The organism is Phenylobacterium conjunctum (assembly GCF_042679085.1).
Taxonomy (GTDB): Bacteria; Pseudomonadota; Alphaproteobacteria; order Caulobacterales; family Caulobacteraceae; genus Phenylobacterium; species Phenylobacterium conjunctum.
Window position 1 is genome coordinate 1 of record NZ_JBHTLQ010000049.1, and the last position, 25250, is coordinate 25250.

The window sequence follows — 25250 nt, forward strand, 5'->3', positions numbered from 1 at the left end:
GGGGGCGGGGTCGGCGTCGGCGTTGGCGCCTCGGCGGTGGGCGCGCAGGCGGCGAGGGCGACGGCGAGCAGGAGGGCGGCGAGGGCTTTCATGGGCCCAGTCGCCCGCGTTCGCCCGACGGCGTCAAGGCGCCTTCACCATCTGGCCGCCCTTCATGACCAGGACCACCTGGCGGATCGCGGCGACGTCCGCGGTCGGGTCGCCCCGCACCGCGACCAGGTCGGCGAGCAGGCCGGGCGCGATGCGGCCGATGGGTTTGTCGAGCACCTTGGCGTCGGTCGCGGTGGCGGCGATCAGGGCCTCGGGCGCCGTCATGCCCAGCCTGACCATCCACTCCAGTTCGCGGGCGTTGTCGCCATGGCGGAAGACGCCGACATCGGAGCCTGAGGCGATGGTGACGCCCACCGAGCGCGCCAGCTTGAAGGCCTTCGCCGCGGCCTGCATGGCCGGGGTCGGCGGGGTCTGGCCGGCCACATAGTGCTGGAAGTAGGTCGAGGTGCTCTCCGAGGCGGTGAGGGTGGGGACATAGGCGACACCCTTGGCGGCCATCAGCTTGAAGGTGGCTTCGGTCCCGCTATAGCCGTGCTCGATGGTCTGGACCCCGGCCAGGGCCGAGCGGCGCATGCCCTCGTCGGTGGCGGCGTGGACGGCGACGGGGCGGCCCAGGTCATGGGCGGCGGCGACCATGGCGTCGAGCTCGGCCTGGCTGAAGGTGGCCCGCGCCGATCCGTCCGGGCCGACGCGATAGTCGGCGTAGATCTTGATCCAGTCGGCGCCGGCCGCCGCCTGGCGGCGCACAGCCTCCACCGCCTGGTCGACGCCGGAGACCTCCTGGGCGCCCTGCGGCAGGTCCTCGAGGGCGTAGGCCTTGCGGGCCGGCCCATAGGCGCCGGCCGCGACGATGGCGCGGTTGGCGATGGCCAGGCGCGGGCCAGGGATGATCCCCTCGTCGATGGCCCGCTTCAGGCCGGTGTCGGCGTCGCCCGCGCCTTCGGTGCCAAGGTCGCGCAAGGTGGTGAAGCCGGCGTCCAGGGTCGCCTTGGCCTGGGCCACGGCGCGGGCGGTGCGGTAGGCCAAGGGCTCCTTCAGCACCTGATCGTCCCACAGGGTCTCGTTGTAGGGATGCAGGAACAGGTGGCTGTGCAGGTCGATCAGGCCGGGGATCAGGGTGGTTCCCGGCAGGGTGACCACCCGGGCGCCGGCTGGCGCGACGAGGTTCGGCCCCACCGCCTTGATCCGCTCGCCCTCGACCAGCACCGACCAGCCGGGATGGGCGACCTTGTCCTCTGCGGTGAACACCCGGTCAGGCTTCAACAGGATCGTCTCCGCCCGCGCCGTCGCGGCGAGGCTGAGGGCGGCGATGAGGGCGAGGACGAAACGCGGCAAGGCAGGACTCCGGCTGGGGGCTCAGCTTAGCCCCGGCTTGCGGAGCGCCGCCAGGGTGTCGCGGGTCAGGCGGAACAGGCCCTCGATATCGCCGCCGGCGTGGTCACTGGGACCGATCTGCACGATCACCAGCTTTTCCTTCGGGCTGATCAGCAGGAACTGGCCGAAGCTGCCGCGGGCCATGAAGCTGTCGGCGGGCAGGCCGTTCTGGCGACGATGCTCGACGGCCCAGCCCTGGCCCCGCTCGGTCCAGAAGCCGGCGCCATAGCCGATGTGTTCCGAGCCTGGCGTCTGCCGCGCCGAATAGTCCACCCAGCCCTGCGGCAGGATCCGGCGGTCGCCGACCACCCCATCATTGGCGTAGAGCAGGCCGAGCTTCGCCCAGTCGCGGGCCGAGGCGTAGAGGTGGCTGCCGCCCAGGGGCGTGCCGACGCTGTCGAGCTCCATCACCGCGCTGTCCATGCCGAGGGGCCCGAACAGCTCGCGGCGCATGAAGGCGTGGACGTGGGCCGCGTCGCCGCCGGCCAGGTCGCGGAGGATGCGTGACAGGATCAGGGTCTCCCCGTCCGCGTAGGCGAAGGTCTTGCCGGGTTGGCCGGAGAGGCGCGCGCGGGCCGCGAACCCCGCCATGTCCCGCTCCACGAACATGGCCCGCGCCGACGGGTCGAGGGCGGTGTTGGCCGAGGCGTTGGAAGTGTCGCCAAGCGCCAGGCCGGTGCGCATCCGCAGCATGTCGTCCGGGGTGATGACGCGGCGCGGATCGGCAGGGTCAGCCCATTCCGGAACCGGGGCTGGGGCGTCCATGGTCAGCCGACCCTCGCGGACCATGACGCCCACCAGGGCGTTGATCGCCGACTTGGTCATGGACCAGCCGTGCAGGGGCGTGTCCGGCGTCACGCCGGGGGCGTAGCGCTCGGCGATCACCTGGCCGTCGTGGACGATGACCACGGCCTTGATGTTGCGCCGGATTCCGCCGGGCTCGGCGAAGGCGCGGTCGAGGGCGGCGGCGAGATCCGGGCTTGCGGGGGCGACCACTTTCGGGCCGGCGACCGGGGGCAGGAGGGCGGTGACCGGCGGGCCGTCGTCCAGGTTCACCGGCGCCGGCGGCTCGCCCTGGACCGCCAGGCAGCCCAGGGGTCCGCGATAGACGGCGCGGGTGCGGCTCAAGGGGCCGAAGCTGGCGGTGACCTCCTGGCGGTCGCGATCAACCTGGTGACGAACCAGGCTGGCGAAGGGGCCGAGCACCGGGGCGAGGCCCTCGCGATAGGCGGTCTCGGGGTCCTGGCGCGAGACGAAGGTGGCCGAGCAGATCTGGTGGCTGACCAGGCCGGTGGCGACGCCGGGCGCGTGGATGAGGCCGGAACAGGCGGACAGGGGCAGGGCGGCGGCGAGCAGCAGGGGAAGGCGCATGACGAGCTCCAGGTTTCGGTGGGCCTGGAGGTGGCGGATCGCGCCTGCGCCTTCGCGCCGATTTCGGATCAGGCCTCGCCGATTCCGGATTCGGCGCGTCGGTACTCTGTGGGGGTGAGGCCGGTGTCGGCCTTGAAGGCGCGGTTGAAGGGGCCAAGCGAAGCGAACCCCGCGTCGAGCGCGATGGTCAGGATCGGCACCTCCGCCTGGGTCGGGTCGGCCAGGGCGGCCTTGGCCTCGGTGATGCGCCAACTGTTGAGGAAGGCGTTGAAGTTTCGCCAGCCAAGATCCTGATTAATCAGCCGTCTCAGGCGATGCTCAGTGAGGCTGAGTTGGGTCGCCAGGACGCCGATGGTCAGGCCATCCTGGCGGTAGGCGCGGTCGATGCGCATGGCGTGGTCGAGGGCCTTGGCGGCCTCGGCGTCCTGCGGGGCGCTGACGGGGCGGGGCGTCGCGACCTGGCCGAACATCGCCTCGCCGCCGCGCAGGGACAGAAGCGCCAGGGCCACGACGGCGGCGACCAGGGCCAGGGCCAGGGCGTCGATCAGGCTGGCCGCGGCGGGGAAGGCCTGGCGGACGCCGGAGAGGTCCGACAGGGCGCGCAGGGCGATATAGCCGGCGGCGGTGGCGACCACCTGCAGGCGCAGGCGCCGGCGCGGCTCCACCAGGTCGCCGGCCCGCGCCGCCAGGATCTGGCCCGAGGCGAGGCCGACAAAGAACAGGGTCTCAAGGGTCAAGGCGCCGGCGACATAGACCGCATAGGGGCTGCCGGTCGGGGCCAGCACCAGGCCCTGGATCGAGCCTACGATGACCACCACGGTCCAGATGACGGCGTGGATCGGCCGCGGCTTGAAGCCGTCTTCGAACAGGGCGCTGGCGAACAGCCAGAAGGCTACATTGCCGCCGGTGGACAGCATGACCAGCGGCAGGGTCCAGGGGCCGACCTGGCCACAAACGCCGGGCGAGCCGGTGATGGCGTGGGCCGCGCCGCTCAGGGCGAACAGCACGCCGAGCCGGGCGGCGGTGCGCCCCCAATGGTCCCGCAGCAGGATCGCCGCGACCAGGATCAACAGCCCGGCCACGCCGCCGCGCAGGATCAGGTCGAGGTCGTTGAGCGTCGCGGCTGTGGGCATCGGGGCAGAGGTAGCATGAGCCTCAGCTCCGCCCCAGGGTGTCATCCCGGAAAGCCGCGCTAGCGGCTTGTCCGGGACCTATACGCGCGGGGCCTTCCGGAAAGATCGGTGTCTATGGGTCCCTGTCTTTCGCTTCGCGAAAACCGGGATGACACCAGAGAGAGCCTACGCCTCCCGGAACCTCAGCGGCATCGCCTTTGGCCCGGAGATGAAGTTCGACGCCAGCCATTCCGGCGGGGCGGCGAGCTGGAAGTCGGTCATACGAGTCAGGACCTCGCGCAGCATGGCGTCGATCTCGATGCGGGCGATGTGCTGGCCCAGGCAAGCATGGGCGCCGGCGCCGAAGGCCAGGTGCTCATTGGGCGTGCGCGACAGGATCAGCTCGTCGGGGCGCTCGAACCTGGCCGGGTCGCGGTTGGCGGAGCCGAAGTACATGACGACCTTGTCGCCCTCGCGGATCTGCTGGCCGCCGAGCTCGATGTCCCGCTTGGCGGTGCGGCGCATATAGATGACCGGCGAGCAGTAGCGCAGCAGCTCCTCCTGGGCCGGCGCCAGGCGATTGTCGAGATCGGCCTTCAGCCAGGCCAGCTGGTCCGGGTTCTCCATCAGGGCCAGGAGGCCGGCGGCCAGCAGGTTGCGGGTGGTGTCGCCGCCGGCGTCCACCAACAGCAGGAAGAACAGCAGGAACTCCATGTCCTCCAGCCGGCGGCCATCCACCTCGGCGGCGAGCAGGCGGCTGGCGAGGTCGTCGCCGGGCCGGGCGCGCTTCTCGGCCATGACCTTGGAGCCGTACTCGAACATCTTGAACACGGCCTGGGCGCCGGCGCCGGGGGCCTGGGCTTCCGGGGCGGTGTGGATTACCTCGGTCAGCTTGTAGAGTTCGCGGCCGTCCTCAAGCGGCAGGCCCATCAGTTCGGCGATGACGAAGGACGGCATCTCGCCGGCCACCTGTTCGACGAAGTCGCAATCGCCCTTGTCGATCACAGCGTCGACGATCTGGCGCGCCAGGGCCTGGATGCGTTCGCCGCGCATCTTGGCCTCCGGCAGGGTGAACTCCGAGCGGATGAGCTTGCGGAAGCCGGTGTGCTCCGGCGGGTCCATCATCAGCATCATCTTGTAGGGACCGAAGGCGGCGCTCTCCTCGGCCGGATCGGCGATCATGATGGTGGGCTCGGACGAGAAGGCCTGGAAGTCGCGGTCCACAGCCCAGACGTCCTCGTAGCGCGTGACGCTCCAGAAGCCCTTGCCGCCCGGCTCGTCATGCCAGCGCACCGGCGCGTTCTCGCGCAGCCAGTGGAACTGGTCGTGGGGTTGGCCGGCCGCGAAGGACTGGGGCGAGAGAAGGTCGATCTTCAAAGGGGTTACTCCCACCAGGGATAGCGCGAGGGCATGTCAGTCGAGACCTTGCCAGGGAAATCCGGGGCGCGCTTCTCCAGAAACGCCGCGACGCCCTCGCGGACGTCCGGGCCGCCGCCGAGTTCGAAGGCGTAGGCGCCGTCGACCTTCAGGAGCTCGAAGGGATCTGGCGCGCCGGCGAAGCGCCAGAGCATCTGGCGGGTCAGGGCGATGGAGACCGGCGCGGTGTTCTCCGCGATCTCGTCGGCGATCTCGCGGGCGCGGACCAGCAGGGCGTCGGGCGCGACCACCTCGCTGACCAGGCCGCCGGCCAGGGCCTCGTCCGCCTGAATCAGGCGGCCGGACAGGCACCAGCGCAGGGCCTGGGGCAAGCCGACCAGCTTGGGCAGGAACCAGGCGCTGCCGGCCTCCGGCACCAGCCCGCGACGGGCGAAGACGAAGCCGAACTTCACACCGTCCGCACAGATGCGGATGTCCATGGGCAGGGTCAGGGTCACGCCGACGCCGACGGCGGCGCCATTGATGGCGGCGATGATCGGCTTTCGGCAATTGAACATGGCGCCGACAAAGCCCGCGCCGCCGCCGCGCCGGCCGCTGGAGCCGGCGTCCTGGAAGGCGACCGAGCCCTCAGCCTTGGAGTCGAAGGCGCCGGCGCCGGAGGAGATGTCGGCGCCGGCGCAGAAGCCGCGGCCCGCGCCGGTGACGATCACCACCCGGATGCTGTCGTCTGCGTCGGCGCGCAGGAAAGCGTCCTCGATCTCCGCGCCCATGGTGGCGGTATAGGCGTTCAGCTTGTCGGGCCGGTTGAGGGTGAGGGTCAGCACGGGGCCGTCCTGCGCCCAGAGCAGGGTCTCGTAGCTCATGGTCTCCTCCCTGGAGGTGTTTGGCCCAAGTGAGCGCGGCTTACGGCGGGGCAGGCAAGGCCGTTTCGCGGCGGTGGACGCGCGGCCATGCGGGGCTATGGTCGGCGCCTTCGCTTCGGAGTCCGTCCATGCTTGACCGCCGCCAGTTCCTCACCGCCTCCGTCGCCGCCGCGGCCCTGGCCCCCGCCGCGGCGCGTGCGGCGTCAACGGAGGGCGCCAAGCTCTCGGCCCTTCTGGACGCCTTCTTCGAAGAGGACCTTCAGCGGGTTCCGGAAAGCGCCACCGAGCTCGGCCTCGACAAGGGTGCGCGGGCGGGCCTGAAGGCCAGGCTATGGGACGTGACGGCGAGCGGGATCGCCAGGGACAAGGCGGCCAACGCCGACCGGATTGCGCGGCTGAAGGCTGTCGACCGCAAGTCGCTGTCGGGCATGGACGCGGTGAACTACGACACCGTGCTGTTCGTGGAGGAGGCGACCAGGCCACTGCTCGACCTGGACCTGGGCGGGACCGACGGCTTCTCGCCCTCGTGCTATGTGCTGTCGCCGATCACCGGCGCCTATCAGCGCATCCCGGTCTTCCTGGACACCAAGCACTCCATCGAGACGGCGAACGACGCCGACGCCTATCTGGAGCGGCTGGGCGCTTTCAGCGGCGCCCTGGACGGCAACACCGAGCGGTTCCGCCACGATGTGGCCAAGGGCGCGATCCCGCCGGACTTCCTGATCGACATCACCATCGGCCAGCTCGAGGCCCTGCGCGTCTCGGCGGACAAGTCCGGCCTGGTGAGCTCGGTGGAGACCCGGGCCAAGGCCAAGGGGCTGAACGGCTATGGCGCCAGGGCCGCGGCCATCTATGACGCCAAGGTGGGGCCCGCGCTGGACCGGCAGATCGCCGCGCTGAAGGCCGTGCGGCCGCAGGCGACCCATGACGCCGGGATCTGGCGGTTCAAGGACGGCGACGCCTTCTATGCGGCCAACCTGAAGTACACGACGACGACCTCGATGACGCCCAAGGAGGTGCATCAGCTGGGCCTCGACCAGGCCGCCGAGATCGGCGCGCGGCTGGACGTGCTGCTCAAGAAGGCGGGCTTAAGCCAGGGGACGGTCGGCGAGCGGATCGCCGCGCTCTACAAAGACCCGAAGTACTACTACCCGAACACCGATGAGGGCCGCGCCGAGCTCTTGGCCTATCTGAACAAGAAGCTGGCGGCGGTGCAGGCGAAGCTGCCGCAGATGTTTGGCCGACTGCCCAACAGCGTGATCGAGCCGCGCCGGGTGCCGCCGGCCATCCAGGACGGCTCGCCGCTGGCCTATTCGGAAGGCGCGCCGCTGGACCGCTCGCGGCCGGGCTACATCTACTTCAACCTTCAGGACACCCACGAGTGGCCGACCTGGAACCTCGACACGACCCTCTATCATGAGGGCCTGCCGGGGCATCAGTTGCAGGGCGGCCTGGCCCAGGAGAGCCAGGGCATCCCGACCCTGCGCAAGACCATGTACTTCTCGGGCTATGGCGAGGGCTGGGCGCTTTATGCCGAGCAGCTGGCCGCGGAACTGGGCATGTACGAGAACGACCCCTTGGGCGAGATCGGCTGGCTGAAGGGCCAGATCTTCCGGGCCGGCCGCTGCGTGGTGGACACCGGCATGCACCAGATGCGCTGGAGCCGCGAACAGGCGATCAAGTACCTGATGAGCATCGACGGCGACGCGGTGGGTTCAACCACCCGCGAGGTCCAGCGCTACTGCGCCATCCCGGCCCAGGCCTGCAGCTACAAGATCGGCCACACCTACTGGAACACCCAGCGTGATCGGGCGCGCAAGGCGCTGGGGGCCAAGTTCGACATCAAGGCCTTCCACGAGGCGGGCCTGGCGTCCGGCGCCATGCCGCTGGACGTGCTGGGCCAGGTGGTGGGGGACTACATCGCCGGGGCGCGGTGAGGGCAGTTCAGCCGCTCGCAAGCGGAGTTCACCCATCCGCTCATCCCCGTGAGAACGGGGGATCCAAGCTGAAGGTGATCCAGGGCGCGGACAGTCCGCTTGGTCCCCCGCCTTCGCGGGGGTGAGCGGGGGAGGGGCCTTAGCTCTGGAAGAAGGGCTCGACGGTCCCTTGCAGCTTCATGGTCATCTGCCGGCCGCGACGGTCGACGGTCTTGCCGACGGCCAGGCGGACCCAGCCTTCCGAGACGCAGTATTCCTCGACATTGGTCTTCTCGACGCCCTTGAAGATGATGCCCACGCCGCGGGCCAGGACGGCCTCGTCGTAAAAGGGGCTTTCCGGGTCGACGCAGAGGCGGTCGGGCGGGGTCTGGGCTTGTTCGGTCATGGCCGCGTCTTAGCCTCAGGCGGCGTTTGTCTCAACCCAGCGGCGGAGCAGGCTGGCGTCGGCGAGACCGGAATGGTGGGCGGCGACCTTGCCGTCCTTGAACAGGAACAGGGCCGGGATGCCCCGCACGCCGAACTGCTGGGCCAGGGCCGGCTCGGCGTCGACGTCGATCTTCACGAAGCGGGCGCGGGGTTCGAGGGACTTCGCCGCGGCGTCGAAGATCGGGGCCATGGCCCGGCAGGGGCCGCACCAGGACGCCCAGAAGTCGGCGACGATGGGAATATCGCTGTTGGCGAGATGCTTGCCGAACCGGGCGGTGGTCAGGGCCGCCGGCTTACCGGTGAACAGGGGCTCGCCGCAGCGGCCGCACTTTCCGGCGGCGGCGTCGCGGTCGACGGGCACGCGGTTGGCGGCGTCGCAATGGGGGCAGACGATCTGGATGCGGTCGCTCATGGCGGGTCCTATATGCGTATCATCGCATATATAGGGGCCGCGCACGCGAAGGGGGAGTGCGCGGGCGCAAAAAATCCCTAGCCTGCCGCAAGGGACGCTGTTTCATCGTCCGCACCGATTTGCGGCCGGCAGAGGCCGGTCACATTCTTTAGGAGATCATCATGAGCGAGGCTTGGATCATCGACGCGGCGCGTACGCCCCGCGGCATCGGCAAGGTGGGCAAGGGCGCCCTGGCCGACTTCCACCCGCAGACCCTGGCCGCCACCGTGCTGAAGGCCGTGGCCGAGCGTAACAACCTCAACACCGCCGAAGTCGACGACGTGATCTGGGGCACCTCGTCCCAGCGCGGCAAGCAGGGCAACGATCTGGGCCGCATGGCCGTCCTGGACGCCGGCTTTGACGTCCGCGCCAGCGGCATGACCCTGGACCGCTTCTGCGGCTCGGGCATCACCACCGTGAACCTGGCCGCCGCCCAGATCATGTCGGGCATGGAAGACCTGGTCATCGCCGGCGGCACCGAGATGATGTCGTACACGGCCGCCACCGGCCCGCAGAACCAGGCCTTCTTCGACGGCCCGGCCCTGATGGACGCCGGCAACCCGCACCTGCGCAAGCTGCACCCGCAGTCGCACCAGGGCATCTGCGCCGACGCGATCGCCACCCTGGAAGGCATCAGCCGCGAAGCCCTGGACGAGCTGGCCTATGTCAGCCAGCAGCGCGCCGACAAGGCCATCAAGGAAGGCCGCTTCAACCGCTCGCTGGTGCCGGTGCTGAACGAGGACGGCTCGGTCGCCCTGGCGCACGAGGAGTTCCCGCGTCCGCAAACGACCCTGGAAAACCTGGCGGCCCTGAAGCCGTCGTTCGAAGCCATGGCCAATGTGCCGATGGACGCGCAGGGCACCACCCTGGCTGGCCTGATCAACCAGGTCTATCCCGACCTGAAGATCAAGCACGTGCACCATGCCGGCAACTCGTCGGGCGTGGTCGACGGCGCCGCGGCCGTGCTGCTGGCCTCGCCGGACTACGCCAAGAAGAACGGCCTGAAGCCCCGCGCCCGCGTGGTGGCCATGGCCAATGTCGGCGACAGCCCGACCCTGATGCTGAACGCGCCGGTCCCGGCCGCTCACAAGGTGCTGAAGAAGGCCGGCCTGACCCCGGACGACATCGACCTGTGGGAAATCAACGAGGCCTTCGCCGTCGTCGCCGAGAAGTTCATCCGTGACCTGAAGCTCGACCGCGAGAAGGTCAATGTGAACGGCGGCGCCATGGCGCTGGGCCACCCGATCGGCGCCACCGGCTCGATCCTGATCGGCACCATCATCGACGAACTGGAACGCCGCGACCTGAAGCGCGGCCTGGTGACCATGTGCGCCGCCGGCGGCATGGCTCCGGCCATCATCGTCGAGCGCATGTAAGAGGCGGGCCATGGACCTGAACTGGAGCTCAGAAGACCGGGCCTTCCAGGACGAGGTCCGGGCCTTTCTCGACGACCAGCTGACCCCGGAGCTTCGGCGCCGGGGGAAGCTGATGACCAGCGTCTATGCCGACCACGAGACCGGCATGGAATGGCAGCGCCGCCTGCACGCCAAGGGGTGGGCGGCGGTGGGCTGGCCGAAGGAATTCGGCGGCACGGGCTGGGGTGTGGTCAAGCGCTACATCTTCGCCCGCGAGATGAGCAAGGCCGGCGCGCCGCCGGTCTCGCCCATGGGCATCGGCATGTGCGGCCCGGTGCTGATCGGCCACGGGACCAAGGCCCAGCAGGACTTCTACCTGCCCCGGATGCTGTCGGGGGAGCACTTCTGGTGCCAGGGCTATTCCGAGCCGGGCTCCGGCTCTGACCTCGCCTCCTTGCAGATGAGCGCGGTGGAGGACGGCGATGACTTCGTCTGTAACGGCCACAAGCTGTGGACCACGCACGCGGCGCACGCCAACTGGATCTTCTGCCTGGTGCGCACCGCCCGCGAGGCGATCCCGCAGAAGGGCATCACCTTCCTCTTGATCGACATGACCACGCCGGGCGTGGAGGTGAAGCCGATCATCTCGCTGTCCGGCGAGCACATCCAGAACGACATCTTCTTTACCGACGTCCGCGTGCCCAAGGCCAACGCCGTCGGGCGGATCGGCGAGGGCTGGACCGTCGCCAAGTACCTGATGCAGTTCGAACGCGGCGGCTCGGCTTATGCGCCGGGCCTGTCGGCGCGGCTGGAGAAGATCCGCGCGTCGGCGCAAGCCGAAGGGCTGACCGGCGATCGGGGCTTTATGATGCGGCTGGCCGAGGCCGGCGTCGCCATCGAGGCCCTGGAGGCCATCGAACTGCGGGCCATGTCGCGGCTGTCCAACGGCGAGGCCCCGGGGGCCGAGAGCTCGCTGACCAAGACCGTGGGGACGGAGCTGTCCCAGCGCCTGACCGAGCTGGCGGTGGAGGCGGCGGGCGCCTACGCCCAGCCCTACCAGCCGCACGCCACCGCGCCGGGCGGACCGACCCCGCACTTCACCCCGCCGGCCGACGGCTTCGTGGCCGGGCCGGAGCGGGCCTGGACGGTGACGGCCAAGTATCTCAACGACCGGGCCGGCTCGATCTATGCCGGCACCAACGAGATCCAGCGCAACATCATGGCCAAGGCTGTGCTTGGGGTCTGAGCGGCGCCGTTAGACTTGTATTCTAAAAATAGACGCCTGATAGTTGTCCTGTCCGGCGAAGCTGGCGTATGGCGCGTCCTGCCCCGGACCAAGGGGGATGCCCGATGGCGATCAATCAGGAGTTCTTCTTCGACCAGGTCAGGTCGACGCTGTTCCACGGCAAGATCACGCCCGCCCAGTTCAAGGGCCTGCAGGCGATCCTGACGACCTGGGAACAGGATCACGCCCACAAGGATGATCGCTGGCTGGCCTATATGCTGGCGACGGCCTTCCACGAGACTGACACCAAGATGCAGCCGATCCGCGAATATGGCGGGCCGCCCTGGTACAAGAAGATGTACGACGTGACCGGCGCGCGGCCGGCGTTGTGCAAGGCGAATGGCAACACCGAGCCCGGCGACGGCCTGAAGTACTTCGGCCGCGGCTACGTCCAGCTGACCTGGAAGAACAACTACAAGGCCATGAGCGCGCCTAGCGTGACAGGGGTCGACCTGGTGGCGGATCCGGACAGGGCCCTGGAGCCGGACATCGCCAGCAAGGTCATGTTCTACGGCATGGAGCACGGCAGTTTCACCGGCAAGAAGCTGGCGGACTACTTCAGCGGCGCGAAGGCCGACTGGGTGAACGCGCGCAGGATCATCAACGGCCTGGACAAGGCCTCGACGATCGCCGGCTACGGCAAGCAGTTCTACGCCGCGATCAGCCACACGGTCTGAGGGAGGTCGCCATGACCCTGCCCAATCCCGTCATCTTCGTCCCCGGCGTCACGGCCACGGACCTGCGCGATCTCTACGCCCTGCCGCCGGACAAGGTCTGGTCGCTGCTGGTCCAGAACTATGACCGTGTCGGCCTGCACCCCGAGGATCTGCGGTACGAGGCCCAGCAGCCGGCCCAGGTGCGGCCCGACCAGATCTATGAGATCGCCTATAGGGAAATGGTGCTGGACCTGCGGCACGACCTGTCGCCGGCCGCCGACCAGCCGGTGCCGGTCTACCTGTTCGGCTATGACTGGCGTCAGCCCCTGGAGGTGACCCAGGCCCGGCTGAAGGCGTTCGTAGCGGAGGTGATCGAGAAGACCTGCCTGATGCGGCACTATGCGGCTGACGGCTATCTCCAGCGGCGCAAGATCAACCTGATCGGCCACTCCATGGGCGGGCTGGTGATCACCGGCTACCTGGCCTCGGAGGGCGCCGCGGCGCCGGTGGAGCGGGTGGCGACCCTGGCGACGCCGTTCAAGGGCTCGTTCGAGGCGGTGGAGAAGCTGATCCTGGGCACCACTAACCGGCGCGAGCGTGAGGCCGCCCGGCTGACGCCCTCGCTCTACTACCTGATCCCCAGCATGACCCAGGGCATCACCATCGGACCCGGCCTGCCGCAGACCGACATGTTCGATCCCGCCCTGTGGCAGCGCGGCGTCGCTGACACCCTGGCGGAAGCCCTGCGCCTGCGCAGCGCTGATCCGGCCCTGGCCAAGGACACGCAGGCCGCGCAGGCCGCGCGCGCGGCCAAGGCCAACCAGGTGCTGGCCGAGCTCCTGGCTCAGGCGAGGGACCATCGCAAGCGCATCGACAGCTTCGACCCGGCGGCCTGCGGTCTGCAGCCGCAGGATTGGCTGTGCGTGATCGGGACCGGCGACCGGACCCGGATCAGGCTACGGATCGACGACAGCCCGGTCGGGCCGACCTTCGACCTGACCTCGCCGGATACCGTGTCGGGTGATGAGGTGATCATGCCTCCGAACTGGGAGAGCGGTGACGGCACCGTGCCCCTGGCCGGCGCCCAGCCCAACTTCGCCGTGACCCAGAAGGTGGTGTCTCGCAAGGACTGGGGCTGGCTGGAGCTGAAGGACAAGGTGCTGGACGCCGGGGCGGCGCTGCATGGCATCCTGCCCAATATGAACAAGGTGCAGGACCTGCTGCGCAATCACCTGCGCTGATCAGCCTCCCTGCCAGTCCTGGGTCATGCGGGCCACCACCTGCATGGGCGCCGGGCCCGCCGCCAGGACGCGTTCGTGGAAGTCGCGGACGTCGAAGCGGGCGCCGAGGCGGGCGCGGGCGGCTTCGCGGGCCTTCAGGAAGGCGATGCGGCCGACCATGAAGGCGCAGGCCTGGCCGGGATAGACGCAGTAGCGGTCGATCTCACGCTGGGCCGAGGTCTGCTGTTCGCCGGCGTTCTCGACCATCCAGCGGGTCGCCTCCTCGCGGGACCAGCGCTTGGCGTGGATGCCCGTGTCGACGACGATGCGCGCGGCGCGGAACAGGGCGGACTGGACGGCGCCGATCCGGCCAAAGGGGTCGTTCTCGTAGGCGCCGATCTCGACGGCGACATGCTCGGCGTAGAGGGCCCAGCCCTCCACATAGGCCGAGTACTGGGCGAAGGACCGGTAGAGCGGCGCGTCGGGCGCGGCCTTGCGGAACACCGCGTGCTGCAGGTGGTGGCCGGGATCGCCCTCGTGGTGGGTGAGGGTCGCCAGCCGCCACAGGGGCCATTCGTCGGTGGTCTTCAGGTTGATGGCGATGACGCCCGGGCGCGAGCCGTCGGCTGGCGGGCCGGAATAGTAGGCGCCCGGCGCGCCGGCCTCGATGGCGACGGGGACGCGGTCCACGGTGATGTCGCGGTCGGGCAGGGTGCGGAAGGCGCGCGGCAAGAGGTCGTGGACATGGGCCAGGTGATCGCGGGCGTAGGTCAGGAGCTCGGCCCGGCCCGCATCGGTGTCGGGCTTCAGGAAGCGCGGATCCTTGTCCAGGGCGCGGATGCGCTCGCCGACGCTGCCTTGGGTCATCCCTTGCGCGCGCAGCAGGCTGTCGAGCTCGGCGGACAGGGTGGCGAAGGTGTCGAGGCCGAGCTGGTGCATCTCGAACGGCGGGGTCGAGACGGTGGTGTTGGACTTCAGCGCGAGCGCGTACCAGGCCTCGCCCTCAGGCAAGCGCCAGACGCCGGCCTCATGGACGGCCTTTGCCCGGAAGGACTGGAAGAGGGCGATCTGGCGGTCGAGGGCGGGCTGGATCTGGTTGGCGAGGATGGCGGTGGCCTTGGGGCCCACCTCGGCCCAGCCCTTGGCGGCGGCGCGGGCGGCGGGGCCGGCAGCCATGTCGCTGCGTTCAGCCGGGACCGCGCGCAGGGCGCTGAGCTGGGCGATGATGCGGTCGAGGACGAAGTCCGGCGGGATGACGCCCTGGCTCGCATCGAAGCGGACGCGCTCGGTCTCCTGGTCGAGGGCGGTCGCGAAGGCGGCGAAGCGGTCGAGATAGGCCTGCGCGTCCTCGCGCTCGGCCATGGGCGCGCGGGCGTAGTCCTCAGGCAGCCAGTAGTAGTCGCCGCTCATCTGGCTGATCAGGTAGGGGCCGGGGCGCAGGGCGTGGTCCTGGAAGCCGTAGCGGGCGCCGACCTCGTCCAGCATCTCATAGGCGAAGGCGGCGGTGTCGTATTCGACCTGGCCGGCGGGCGACAGGGCGGCGCGGTTCACGCCCGCCAGCTCCTTACGCCAGCGGCGGGCGGCGGCGAGGTCGCGGGCCTTGCCTTCCAGCGAGCGGTCGTCGAGGCGGTGGCGGGCGGCGCGGCCGCGGGCGTCGGTCAAGAGGTCTGCGGCGGCCTGGGGCGACAGGGTCAGATACTCGTCCATGTGCCGGGCGAGCAGGGCGGAGAGCTCGGCGTCAGGCGAGGCGGCGCCAAAGGCGGGCGTCGCGGCCAGGGCGGCGGCGCCAACAAGCAGCTGACGGCGATTGGGCATGGGAAGGCTCCGGTCCTCTGGGCTAGGTTTCCCTTAGTTCAGAGTCGGAAGAGCCCCAAAGATGATCCGGAAGATCGCCGTTATCGCCGCCGCCGTCGCCAGCCTGATGGGCGGCGTCGCCCAGGCTCAGCCCACCTCCATGACCCCGCCGTTCAAGGAGGGGGACTACACGATCCCGTTCTTCAAGTTCGGGACCGGCGAGGTGATGGATGTGCGGATGCACTATACGACGCTCGGCCAGCCGCAGCGGGACAAGCAGGGGCGGGTGACCAATGCGGTGATGATCCTGCACGGCACCGGCGGCACGGGGCAGCAGTTCTTCCGGCCCCAGTTCGCCAACGAGCTGTTCGTCCCCGGCGGCCTGCTGGATCCGGCCAAGTACTACATCATCCTGCCCGACGGGATCGGGCACGGGAAATCCTCCAAGCCCAGCGATGGCCTGCGCATGAAGTTCCCGCACTACGACTATGACGACATGGTCGAGGCGGAGTACCGGCTGGCGGTCGAGGGACTGAAGGTCGACCGGCTGCGGCTGGTCATGGGCACCTCGATGGGCTGCATGCATGCCTTCGTGCTGGGCGAGCGGCATCCGGACTTCATGGACGCCATGATGCCCATGGCCTGCCAGCCGACGGCCCTGGTCGGGCGCAACCGGCTTTGGCGCAAGTTCCTGATCGACGGGATCATGAACGATCCGGCCTGGAACGGCGGGAACTACACCGAGCAGCCGCAGGCGGGCCTGCGCGAGGCGGGCGCGCTGTTGTCGCTGGCGGGCTCAGCGCCGATCCAGATGCAGAAGTCGATGCCGACGCGGGCGGCGGTGGACGCCTTCGCCGAGAAGTACCAGGCCGACGAGATCGCTTCCCTGGACGCCAACGACCTGCTGTTCCAGGTCAGCGCCTCGCGCAATTATGACCCGTCGAAGGACCTGGCCAAGATCAAGGCCAAGGTGGTGTGGGTGAACTCGGCCGACGACTTCATCAACCCGCCGTCCCTGGGCCTGGCCGAGCAGCTGGCCCCGCTGATCCCCAACGGGAAGTACATCCTGCTGCCGGAGAGCGAGATGACCCGCGGCCACGGCAGCCACACCTGGGCGGTGCTGTGGAAGGACCACCTGAAGGCGCTGCTGGAGGCGACGGCCCCGCCGCCGGCGCCGGTGAAGGGGGCTAAGCCGGTTGCAAAGCCTTCGCCGGCCAAGCCCCATGCTGAGGCGCATCAAGGTCACTAGGCATGCGGCGGGTTGTGTCGCCGCAGTTGGCCTAATAGCCGCGTGCTCCGCTTCCCGTGAGGATCATTGCGCGCTTTGCCACCCAAGTTGGTCGCCGAAGCGATTGCCGGGGAAGACGCAACATGCAGCGCGCGAGCGGTTGGGAGGAGCCCAGACATTGAGACAATTGGGGCGACGAGGATTCACGCGATCCTCTTCTCCGCCGCATCAGTGGGCTGCCCTAACCTCGTCCGCCGTCAGGGCGCCAGCAGCCCGAAAGCGGGCGTAATAGTTGTCGTAGACTTGGTTCAACACCCGGTTCGAGCCAGCCTCCGCTTTCTTTCGGATTATATAGTCCAGCACCGTAGCTCCATCCACATTGTCGATTTGGTTGAGGTCGACTTTCCAGACGCGGAGAGCATCGTCCAGGAATGGCTGCGACTGTCGCGCCACGGCAAGCTTCAAAAGATTACTATTTGTTGGATAAAAATTGATGCGTGCGCAGAGTAGTCTAGGCATGTTCGAGTTTATAAAATCTCGAACTTTGTGTTTCACAGTATTCTCGTCGTCACTCTGTATGACGCCGCTTTGCTGATAGAGCATTGTCTGATACTGATAAACAATGCTTTCGTGGAATGGTTCAAGTTCAAGAGTCTGACTCTCTACGGAGCTGCAGAGATTTTCGACTGTGAAGCTCGAATGCGGCGCTTGGGAAATTAGCGCTGCCCCGGCCACGACCATAGGAACGATGAATGACATTGGACCTTATCGGCTAGAATACTCAATTGACAATGTGCTGCTTTGCAGAAGCCGACGCAAGAAAAGGACCTGCGATCAGGTGTCATACGTCATCGATTTTTGACGTCACCGGGATTGGGAAGCGCTGCGGCCGCCCCGCCGAGAAAAACGCTTCGACCTAAGAGCATCTTTTCGGGTTCGGACAGTTCTTTTAGCTGAAGAAAGGCGTGGCCCAGAAGCGGTGGGGCTCGCTGCACGCCCTCGCCGCCGGGCTCGGAGGCCAGGGCACCGTCGGGGTGGTGGGCCAGGCTAGCGGCGAAGGCCTGAGCCTTGCGGGCTAACCGTCGCGTTGGGCCTAGCTACGCATTGCGGGCCATAAGGCCGCCGTCGACGGGGATGGTGACGCCGGTGATGTAGCTGGCGGCGGGCAGGCAGAGGCTGACGGTCATGTGGGCCACTTCCTCGGGCGCGCCGTAGCGGCCCATGGCGGTGCGGCGCTTGGCGAAGGTCTGCTTGTCGGCGTCGGGGACGTTCGAGGTCATGCCGGTGTGGATCGGCCCCGGGCAGATGCAGTTGACGGTGATCCCCTCGCGGCCGAGTTCGACGGCCAGGGCGCGGGTCAGGCCGGTGACCCCGGCCTTGGCGGCGGCGTAGGGGCTGTCGCGATTGGTGGCGCCCAGGGCCTCGGTGGAGGCGATGTTGACGATGCGCGCCGCCTTGGACCTGCGCAGGTGGGGCAGGGCCGCGCGGATGATCCGCTGGTGCGAGGTGAGCAGGACGTTCACCGCCCGGTCCCAGATGAGGTCGTAATGATCCTCGTCATCGATGGGACAGAAGGCCGAGATGCCGGCGTTGTTGATGACGATGTCCAGGCCGCCGAAGCGCTCGGCGACCTCGGCGACCACGGCCTTGATGCGGTCCTTGTCGGAGACATCGAAGGCCCAGGCGACGGCCGAGCCGCCGGCCGCCGTGATCCCGTCAGCGACGGCCTGGGCGGAGGCCGCGTCATAGTCGGTGACCGCCACATGGGCGCCCTCGGCGGCCAGGATCTCAGCGGTGGCCTTGCCCATGCCCGAGCCGGCGCCGGTGACCAGGGCGATGGAGCCCTTGAGCGAGCGGGACAGGGTCATGACAGGGACAGGCCCCCGTCCACCACCAGGGTCTGGCCGCAGACATAGGCCGCCAGCGGCGAGGCCAGGAAAAGGCAGGCGCCGGCCATGTCGGCCGGGGTGCCCATGCGGCCTTGCGGGATGGCGCGCAGGGCGCCGGCCAGGCGGTCAGGATGGTCGGTGGTGACGGCGGTGAGCTTGGTGGCCACCAGGCCTGGGGCCAGGCCGTTCACGCGGATGCCTTCAGGGGCGAGGGCCTCGCCCAGGGTCTTGGTCAGGCTGACGGCGCCGGCCTTGGAGGCGGCGTAGGCCGGGTTGCCCTTGTTCGACTGGAAGCCGGAGACGGAGCTGACGATGACGATCGAGCCCTTGGCCTTGGCGAGCTTGCCGCGGAAGGCCATAGAGCAGTCCATGGGGCTGTTCAGGTTGACGGCCATGACCTTGTCCCAGCCCGGCGGCTCGAACTCGCCGCGCTTGTAGACCACGGTGCCCTGACAGTTGATCAGCACGTTCAGCGCCGGGATCTTCTCGGCGGCGGCGGTGATCTGGGCGCGGTCGGCGACGTCGACGTAGTCGTAGACGAGGCCGGTGAGGTCGGAGCCTTCGACGCCGTCATAGTCGCTGGCGTTTGGGCGCGTGCCCCAGACGTGGACCGTGGCGCCGCGGTCCTTGAAGGCGTGGGCCACGCCGTTGCCGATGCCGCTGGAGCCTCCGACCACCAGGACGACCTGGCCGGTGAAATCGAGTTCGGACATATGGAGGCTCCCTGACAGACGCCGCGTCTCCCGCGCGGCCGGGTGGGACCTTGGCGGGCGGCGCACATCGCGACAAGTCTGACGCAGGGTGAGCACCCCGCGTTTTCTGTGGTGTCGCCGAACGGCGGTCTCAACTTTCCGCTTGCGGAGCGGGAGTGTTCGGGCTCGATGCGTCACCTGTTACAGCGCGGCCGGGGGGCGGGCGTCTTCCAGCTTGTGGTACGCAAACGCCGTGGAGGATGCCCCATGCGGAAACTCGCCCTGATGTTCTCGGTCTGCGCCCTGGCGCTCAGCGCCCCGGCCTTCGCCGAGGAGGCCAAGCCGGCGCCGGCCAAGGAGGCCGCCAAGGCGCTCGACGCCGTCAAGGCGCCGGTGGAGGAGCAGGCCAAGACCAGCCGGGGCTCCGTCACCATCGCCGGCAAGGCGGTGGCCTATACGGCGACGGCCGGGACCCTGACCCTGCGCGACGACGACGGCAAGCCGACCGCCAGCATGTTCTACGTCGCCTATGTGGCCGACCGGGCCAAGGGCGGGGCCGAGCGTCCTGTGACCTTCTTCTACAATGGCGGGCCGGGGTCCTCGTCCATGTGGCTGCACATGGGCTCGTTCGGCCCGGTGGTGGTGAAGACCGAGGCGCCGAACCCGGCCAAGCCCGCGCCGTTCCAGATCGTCTCCAACCCCGACAGCCTGTTGGACAAAACCGACATCGTGTTCATCGACGCGGTGGGCGCCGGCTATTCGCGGCCCCTGATCGACAATCCGGGGCCGAAGTTCTGGGGCGTGGACCAGGACATCGACGCCTTCGCCCGCGGGATCACCCGCTATGTGACCATCAACAACCGCTGGAATTCGCCCAAGTACCTGTTCGGCGAGAGCTACGGCACGACCCGCTCGGGCGGGCTGGTGGCCAAGCTGCAGGACCAGGGGATGCAGTTCAACGGCGTGGTGCTGTTGTCCTCGATCCTGAACTACGGGGTGCGCAGCCCGGGCTTTGACCGCATCTACCAGACCTATCTGCCGAGCTATGCGGTGACGGCGGCCTATCACAACAAGCTGGCGACCAAGCCCGCCAACCTCGACGCCTTCCTGAAGGAGGTGCGTGACTACGCCAACGGGCCGTACGCGGCGGCCCTGGCCAAGGGCACGGACATCTCGGAGGCCGAGGCGGCCGCGGTGGCTCAGAAGCTGTCGGCCTATACCGGGCTTTCGGTGGAGTTCCTGCGCCAGGCCGACCTGAGGGTGGACCTGTCGCGGTTCCGCAAGGAACTGCTGCGCGACCAGCGCCGCACGGTGGGCCGGTTGGACAGCCGCTTCATCGGCATCGACGTGGACGCGGCCGGCGAGGAGCCGGAGTACGACGCCTCCGACGTCCAGGTCTCGGGCCCCTACATCGCGGCGGTGAACAGCTATCTGCGTGGGACCCTGGGCTACCAGACCGACCTGACCTACTTCCCCTCGGCGCCCGGCGTGAACCAGGCCTGGGACTGGCGGCACAAGCCGCCGGGCGGCGGGCGCACCCTGCCGGTGGCCAACACCGCCCTCGATCTGGCCTCGGCCATGCGGGAGAACCCGAAGCTGAAGGTCTACGCCCTGAACGGGCTCTATGACTTCGCCACGCCGTTCTTCGGCACGGAGTACGACGTGGCCCACATGCAGCTGGATCCCAGCCTGCGCGGCAATGTCCGCTTCGCCTACTATCCGTCCGGACACATGGTCTATCTGAGCCTGGACCAGCTGACCCACATGAAGGCCGACGTGGCCAAGTTCTACGACGACGCGGCCCGCTGAGGCCAATTGGGGGGAATGACCATGCGCAACGGATTGAAGGGCCTGCTGCTGGCGGGCGCACTGGCGATGTCGGCGAGCGCCGCCCTGGCGGAGGCCTATGACGCCAAGGCGATCGCCGAGCTGAAGCAGGAAGCCCTGGCCGGGGTCGAGGCGCGCGCCAAGCTCAGCCAGGTGATGAACGACCAGATCTTCTCCTACGGCGAGCTGGCCTTCCAGGAGTTCGAGACCTCCAAGTACCTGACCGACGTGCTGGAGAAGAACGGCTTCAAGATCCAGCGCGGGGTGGCGGGCCTGCCCACCGGCTGGACGGCGACCTGGACCAACGGGACCGGCGGGCCGGTCATCGCGCTGGGCAGCGACATCGACTGCATCCCCAAGGCCTCGCAGAAGCCGGGCGTGCCCTGGCATGACCCCATCGTCGCGGGCGCGCCGGGCCATGGCGAGGGCCACAATTCGGGTCAAGCCCTGAACGTGGTCGCCGCCCTGGCGGTCAAGGACCTGATGATCAAGCACAAGATCGCCGGGACCCTGGTGCTGTGGCCGGGCGTGGCCGAGGAGCTGGTGGCTGGCAAGGCCTTCATGGTCCGCGACGGCGTGTTCAAGGGCGTGGACGTGACTATCTTCACCCACGTGGATTCCAACCTGGTGACCACCTGGGGTCAGCCGTCCGGCACCGGCAATGTCTCGGTGAAGTACACCTTCCATGGCGAGGCGGCCCACGCCGCCGGCGCGCCCTGGCGCGGGCGTTCGGCCCTGGACGCGGTCGAGCTGATGGACATGGGCTGGAACATGCGCCGCGAGCACCTGCGGCCCGAACAGCGCAGCCACTATGTGATCACCGACGGCGGCGACCAGCCCAATGTCGTGCCGCAGGAAGCCACCGTCTGGTACTTCTTCCGCGAGCAGACCTTCGACAACATCAAGAAGAACTACGCGCTGGGCAACAAAATCGCCGACGGCGCGGCGCTGATGACCGACACCACGGTGGACCACAAGGTGGTCGGCACCGCGGCCCCGCAGCACTTCAACAAGCCCATGGCCGAGGCCGCAGACCTGAACATCCAGGCGGTGGGCCTGCCGGCCTGGACGCCGGAGGAGCAGGCCTTCGCCAAGGCCGTGCAGCGCAACATCGGCGCGCCGGAGAAGGGGCTGGACACCAAGCTGACCGGGCTGGAGCCGCCGAAGGAAAAGCCTGAGAGCGGTGGCTCTGACGACATCGGCGACATCAGCTGGAACATGCCGACCATCACCATCCGCTATCCGGCCAATATTCCGGGCCTGCCCGGTCACCACTGGGCCAATGCGATCTCGATGGCGACACCGATCGCCCACAAGGGCGTGCAGGCGGGCTCCAAGGTGATGGCGATGACGATTGTCGACCTGCTCACCAAGCCGGAACTGGTCACGGCGGCCAAGGCCTATTTCAAGGACGTCCAGACCAAGGACCAGAAGTACGTGCCGATGCTGGAGGCGAGCGACAAGCCGCAGATCCAGATCAACACCGAGACCATGGCCAAGTTCCGTCCGGAGATGGCCAAATATTATTACGATTCAAAGAAGTACCCGACCTACCTCGACCAGCTTGGCATCAAGTGGCCGCCGGCCCAGCTGACGCCGCCGGCGCAACCCAAGTCGGAGTAGGGGATCAGGAGGCGGCGGGGCTGCGATAGACCAGGTAGCCCCGCTCCACCATCCGCCGCATGGCCTCATAGACCTCGGTGAGCTCCTCATAGGCCTTGCGCAGGTCGGCGAGGCGTTGGGACTGTGCGGCGTCCAGATGGACCTTCTCGCTCATGGCCAGAGCCTCCTTGACCCACTGGGCCCGGGCGCTGGCGGCGGCGACGGCGATGCGCTGGAACTTCTGGGCGTCGGCGTGGCCGAGCATGGCCCCGACCACCTCCTTGTTGGAGGCGTAGGCGGTGTAGTCGATCTGCTCAAGCTGGCCGCGCAGGCGGCGCTGGGCGGCGGTGTCTTCGGAAACGTCAGGCACGAAGTGGTCCTGCGAATAGCGCTTGAAGCTGCTGACCTTGGTGGACATGGGCGTCCTCCCATTGCGGCTCGTTCCGGAGCCATTTGGGAAGAGGCTAACCTATTGTGATTAAGGGCTGATTTAAGCAGGGCATCTCGTTCGCTGGACGTCGTGCCGGCCGTCTGTCCCCCAAAGGAGGACACAAAGGAGATGAAGTCAGCAAAGGACACAAAGGCGCGCCCTGCGCGCGGTGCGACACTGGATGAGCGGTTGGACCGGGCCCCTTTGTGTCCTTCGCGCCCCTTTGTGATCTTCGTGTCCTACTAGGGCCTCACCGTTGGCGAGGCGGTCGCCAGGGTCAGGATCGCCTGCGCCAGCCTTTCGCCGAGGTCCGGAGCGTATTGCGGGAAAAGGTGGGGCTCGATGGCCTCGACTTCCATCAGGAGCCAGCCGCCGCCGTGGGGCACGAGGTCGACACGGGCGGCCAGGGGCTGGACGGGCAGGGCGTCGATGAAGGCCTGGCCGACGGCGATCTCGGCGGCTGAGGCCTGGTGCGCGTGTTCGGCCCCGCCGTGCATGACGTGGATGCGGTAGTCGCCGGCGCCGGCGGTCTTGCGCACGGCGTGGGAATAGGCGCCGCCGGCGAAGATCAGCGAGACCTCGCCCCAGGTGGAGATCTCCGGGATCAGGGGCTGGGCGAACCGGTCGGGCTCGAGCACCTGGCCTCTGGCGTCAGCGAGGGCGATGCGCGCCTGGCCAAAGCCGGAGGAGCCGACCACGGGCTTCAGCACCAGCTCATCAGCGCCCAGCCGCTCGAAGGCCTCCTCCAATGGGATCGCGGTGTCGGTGAACAGGCTCGGAATGACCGGCAGGCCCTTGGCCGCCAGTTCGCGCAAGTAGAGCTTGGACAGGTTCCAGCGGACAAGCGTCGGATCATTGGCCACCCGGCTCACCGCCTGGGCGCGGTCCAGGAAGGCCAGGAACTCGGCCTCGTGGTCGGTATAGTCCCAGCAGGTACGCAGGAAAATCAGGTCGAAGGCGGTGGGATCGCAGGCGCGCCAGTCGACCTCGGTGAGTTCAAGGCCTCGCGCCGCGAAGGCCGGGGTGAAGGCTTCGAGCTCGCGGTCGTGCTCATAGGCGTCCACGCGCCGCTTGGGCGTCGTGGTCAGGACGTCGGCGCAGGCGAGGTAGGCGACCTTCATGCCGCCCGGCTTAGCCTAGCTGGCGGCGGGCTTCCAGCCGGTGGCCGTGGCGGTGAGCAGCATGACCAGGTCGGCGTCCTTGCGGCCCAGGGCCTGGACCACATCGCGCCGGGACTTGGCGAGGTCGCGCTGCGCCTGGACCACGGACAGCAGCGTTCCGCCACCGAGCTCGTAGGCGGCGCGGGCGTCCTTCAGCCGGTTTTCCTGCGACTGCTGGACGCGGGTCAGGGCGGCGATGGCCTTGTCGTCCTCGGCCAGGGCGGACAGGGCGTCGGCCACCTCGACAAAGGCGCGCAGGACGACGCCGTTGTAGCGGGCGAGCGCCGCGCGGGCTGAGGCCTCGGCGGCGCGCTTGTTGGCCTTCAGCCGGCCGCCGTTAAACAGCGGCGCGGCGAGATTGCCGGCCAGGCTCCAGCCGGTGGAATCGTAGCGCAGGATGTCTTCCGGATGGATGGTGCCCTGGGTCAGGTTGGCCGACAGGCGGATGTCCGGATAGAGGGCCGCGGCGGCGACGCCCACCTCGGCGGTGGCGGCGTGCAGCTCGGCCTCGGCGGCCTGGATGTCCGGACGTTGGCGGACCAGGGTCGAGGGCAGGCTGAGCGGCAGGTCGGCGGGCCGGGTGAAGTCAGAGAGCGCAAAGTCGGGCGCGGTCCAGTCTGCGGGCGCCTTGCCCACCAGCAGGGCCAGCTGGTGGCGGGCGGCGGCGAGGTCGCGGGCGATGGCCGGGCGTTGGGCCTCGTCGCGGGCCAGGTCGGCGCGGCCGACGCTGAGGTCCGAGGGCGCGGCGCCGCCCAGTTCCTGGGCGCGGTCGACCATGGCCAGGGTGCGCTGATCGTCGGCGATGACGGCGTCCAGGGCGTCCAGCTGGGCGCGCAGGGCGGCGATACGCAGGGCCTGCAGGGCGATGTTGCCGGACAGGGACAGGTAGGCGGCGTCGGCGCGGGCGGTCTCGGCCTGGACGCGGGCGCGGGCGGCCTCCAGCCGGCGTTTGCCGCCGCCGAACAGGTCGAGGTCATAGGCCACCCCGGCGCCCACCGAATAGAGGTTGATGGTCGGGCTGGGGAAGCCGGCGAAGCCGAAGGACGCGGTGTTGATCCGCTCGCGCATCGCGCCGGCTGTGGCGCTGGCCTCTGGGCCGAGGGCGCCCTGCGCCGCGCCGGCCTGCTCGCGCGCCCGCTGGAGGGTGGCG

The 25250-nt window shown here is 68.8% G+C and carries 22 protein-coding genes; 8 read left to right on the forward strand and 14 right to left on the reverse strand.

Features of this window, described 5'->3' with window-relative positions; all coding sequences use genetic code 11:
- Positions 1-123: 123 nt before the first annotated feature.
- The 5 genes from ACFQ27_RS16800 to ACFQ27_RS16820 all read right to left on the reverse strand — a co-directional run bounded on the left by ACFQ27_RS16800 (position 124) and on the right by ACFQ27_RS16820 (position 6148).
- Positions 124-1386, reverse strand: coding sequence for a metal-dependent hydrolase family protein (locus ACFQ27_RS16800; protein WP_377354413.1), 1263 nt, complete (start codon positions 1384-1386; stop codon positions 124-126).
- A gap of 21 nt (positions 1387-1407) precedes the next feature.
- Positions 1408-2796: a serine hydrolase domain-containing protein gene (locus ACFQ27_RS16805; protein ID WP_377354414.1), complete on the reverse strand. Its 1389-nt coding sequence runs from the start codon at positions 2794-2796 to the stop codon at positions 1408-1410.
- 68 nt (positions 2797-2864) lie between these two features.
- Complete coding sequence (locus tag ACFQ27_RS16810) at positions 2865-3929, reverse strand: AraC family transcriptional regulator (protein ID WP_377354415.1); 1065 nt, start codon at positions 3927-3929, stop codon at positions 2865-2867.
- Positions 3930-4094: 165 nt separating this feature from the next.
- Complete coding sequence (locus ACFQ27_RS16815; RefSeq protein ID WP_377354416.1) at positions 4095-5285, reverse strand: cytochrome P450; 1191 nt, start codon at positions 5283-5285, stop codon at positions 4095-4097.
- 5 nt (positions 5286-5290) lie between these two features.
- Positions 5291-6148, reverse strand: a complete 858-nt coding sequence (locus ACFQ27_RS16820) for an enoyl-CoA hydratase-related protein (protein WP_374347259.1) — start codon at positions 6146-6148, stop codon at positions 5291-5293.
- Between the two features lie 128 nt (positions 6149-6276).
- Here ACFQ27_RS16820 and ACFQ27_RS16825 point away from each other — a divergent pair, with 128 nt between their 5' ends.
- Positions 6277-8085: a DUF885 domain-containing protein gene (locus tag ACFQ27_RS16825; RefSeq protein WP_374347261.1), complete on the forward strand. Its 1809-nt coding sequence runs from the start codon at positions 6277-6279 to the stop codon at positions 8083-8085.
- 139 nt (positions 8086-8224) lie between these two features.
- On the opposite strand, the gene ACFQ27_RS16830 is transcribed toward ACFQ27_RS16825, so the two are convergent.
- A complete protein-coding gene (locus tag ACFQ27_RS16830) occupies positions 8225-8470 on the reverse strand; it encodes a DUF3297 family protein (RefSeq protein WP_374347263.1) in 246 nt (81 codons plus the stop codon).
- 15 nt (positions 8471-8485) lie between these two features.
- Complete coding sequence (gene trxC, locus ACFQ27_RS16835) at positions 8486-8923, reverse strand: thioredoxin TrxC (protein WP_377354417.1); 438 nt, start codon at positions 8921-8923, stop codon at positions 8486-8488.
- Positions 8924-9084: 161 nt separating this feature from the next.
- Between trxC and ACFQ27_RS16840 the strand changes: the two genes are divergently transcribed.
- The 4 genes from ACFQ27_RS16840 (at position 9085) to ACFQ27_RS16855 (ending at position 13499) form a co-directional block, all read left to right on the forward strand.
- A complete protein-coding gene (locus tag ACFQ27_RS16840) occupies positions 9085-10338 on the forward strand; it encodes an acetyl-CoA C-acetyltransferase (protein WP_374347267.1) in 1254 nt (417 codons plus the stop codon).
- 10 nt (positions 10339-10348) lie between these two features.
- The gene (locus tag ACFQ27_RS16845; protein ID WP_377354419.1) at positions 10349-11563 is read left to right on the forward strand and encodes an acyl-CoA dehydrogenase family protein; all 1215 of its coding nucleotides are present in this window, start codon (positions 10349-10351) and stop codon (positions 11561-11563) included.
- 104 nt (positions 11564-11667) lie between these two features.
- Positions 11668-12279, forward strand: coding sequence for a glycoside hydrolase family 19 protein (locus tag ACFQ27_RS16850; RefSeq protein WP_374347271.1), 612 nt, complete (start codon positions 11668-11670; stop codon positions 12277-12279).
- Between the two features lie 11 nt (positions 12280-12290).
- The gene (locus ACFQ27_RS16855; protein ID WP_377354420.1) at positions 12291-13499 is read left to right on the forward strand and encodes an esterase/lipase family protein; all 1209 of its coding nucleotides are present in this window, start codon (positions 12291-12293) and stop codon (positions 13497-13499) included.
- On the opposite strand, the gene ACFQ27_RS16860 is transcribed toward ACFQ27_RS16855, so the two are convergent.
- Positions 13500-15293, reverse strand: coding sequence for a DUF885 domain-containing protein (locus ACFQ27_RS16860; RefSeq protein ID WP_377354421.1), 1794 nt, complete (start codon positions 15291-15293; stop codon positions 13500-13502).
- A 61-nt stretch (positions 15294-15354) separates the two neighbouring features.
- Here ACFQ27_RS16860 and ACFQ27_RS16865 point away from each other — a divergent pair, with 61 nt between their 5' ends.
- Positions 15355-16521 carry an alpha/beta fold hydrolase gene (locus ACFQ27_RS16865; protein ID WP_377354422.1) on the forward strand — a complete coding sequence of 389 codons (1167 nt, stop codon included), beginning with the start codon at positions 15355-15357 and terminating at the stop codon, positions 16519-16521.
- 207 nt (positions 16522-16728) lie between these two features.
- Here ACFQ27_RS16865 and ACFQ27_RS16870 read toward each other — a convergent pair whose 3' ends face one another.
- From ACFQ27_RS16870 to ACFQ27_RS16880, 3 genes are all read right to left on the reverse strand, one after another.
- Positions 16729-17259 carry a hypothetical protein gene (locus ACFQ27_RS16870; protein ID WP_377354423.1) on the reverse strand — a complete coding sequence of 177 codons (531 nt, stop codon included), beginning with the start codon at positions 17257-17259 and terminating at the stop codon, positions 16729-16731.
- Between the two features lie 338 nt (positions 17260-17597).
- On the reverse strand, positions 17598-18368 hold the full coding sequence (locus ACFQ27_RS16875) for an SDR family NAD(P)-dependent oxidoreductase (protein ID WP_377354424.1): 771 nt from the start codon (positions 18366-18368) through the stop codon (positions 17598-17600).
- Positions 18365-19102: an SDR family NAD(P)-dependent oxidoreductase gene (locus tag ACFQ27_RS16880; RefSeq protein ID WP_374347282.1), complete on the reverse strand. Its 738-nt coding sequence runs from the start codon at positions 19100-19102 to the stop codon at positions 18365-18367. The genes ACFQ27_RS16875 and ACFQ27_RS16880 overlap by 4 nt, the downstream gene beginning before the upstream one ends.
- A 246-nt stretch (positions 19103-19348) precedes the next feature.
- On the opposite strand from ACFQ27_RS16880, the gene ACFQ27_RS16885 reads away from it, so the two are divergent.
- The gene (locus ACFQ27_RS16885; RefSeq protein ID WP_377354425.1) at positions 19349-20890 is read left to right on the forward strand and encodes a S10 family peptidase; all 1542 of its coding nucleotides are present in this window, start codon (positions 19349-19351) and stop codon (positions 20888-20890) included.
- 21 nt (positions 20891-20911) lie between these two features.
- Positions 20912-22531 carry an amidohydrolase gene (locus tag ACFQ27_RS16890; RefSeq protein WP_377354426.1) on the forward strand — a complete coding sequence of 540 codons (1620 nt, stop codon included), beginning with the start codon at positions 20912-20914 and terminating at the stop codon, positions 22529-22531.
- A 4-nt stretch (positions 22532-22535) separates the two neighbouring features.
- On the opposite strand, the gene ACFQ27_RS16895 is transcribed toward ACFQ27_RS16890, so the two are convergent.
- The 3 genes from ACFQ27_RS16895 to ACFQ27_RS16905 all read right to left on the reverse strand — a co-directional run.
- Positions 22536-22928 carry a hypothetical protein gene (locus tag ACFQ27_RS16895; protein WP_374347287.1) on the reverse strand — a complete coding sequence of 131 codons (393 nt, stop codon included), beginning with the start codon at positions 22926-22928 and terminating at the stop codon, positions 22536-22538.
- 254 nt (positions 22929-23182) lie between these two features.
- Positions 23183-24061, reverse strand: coding sequence for an ATP-grasp domain-containing protein (locus ACFQ27_RS16900; RefSeq protein ID WP_377354427.1), 879 nt, complete (start codon positions 24059-24061; stop codon positions 23183-23185).
- 15 nt (positions 24062-24076) lie between these two features.
- Positions 24077-25250: efflux transporter outer membrane subunit (locus ACFQ27_RS16905; RefSeq protein ID WP_377354428.1), on the reverse strand; the 1174-nt coding region annotated here is incomplete at its 5' end.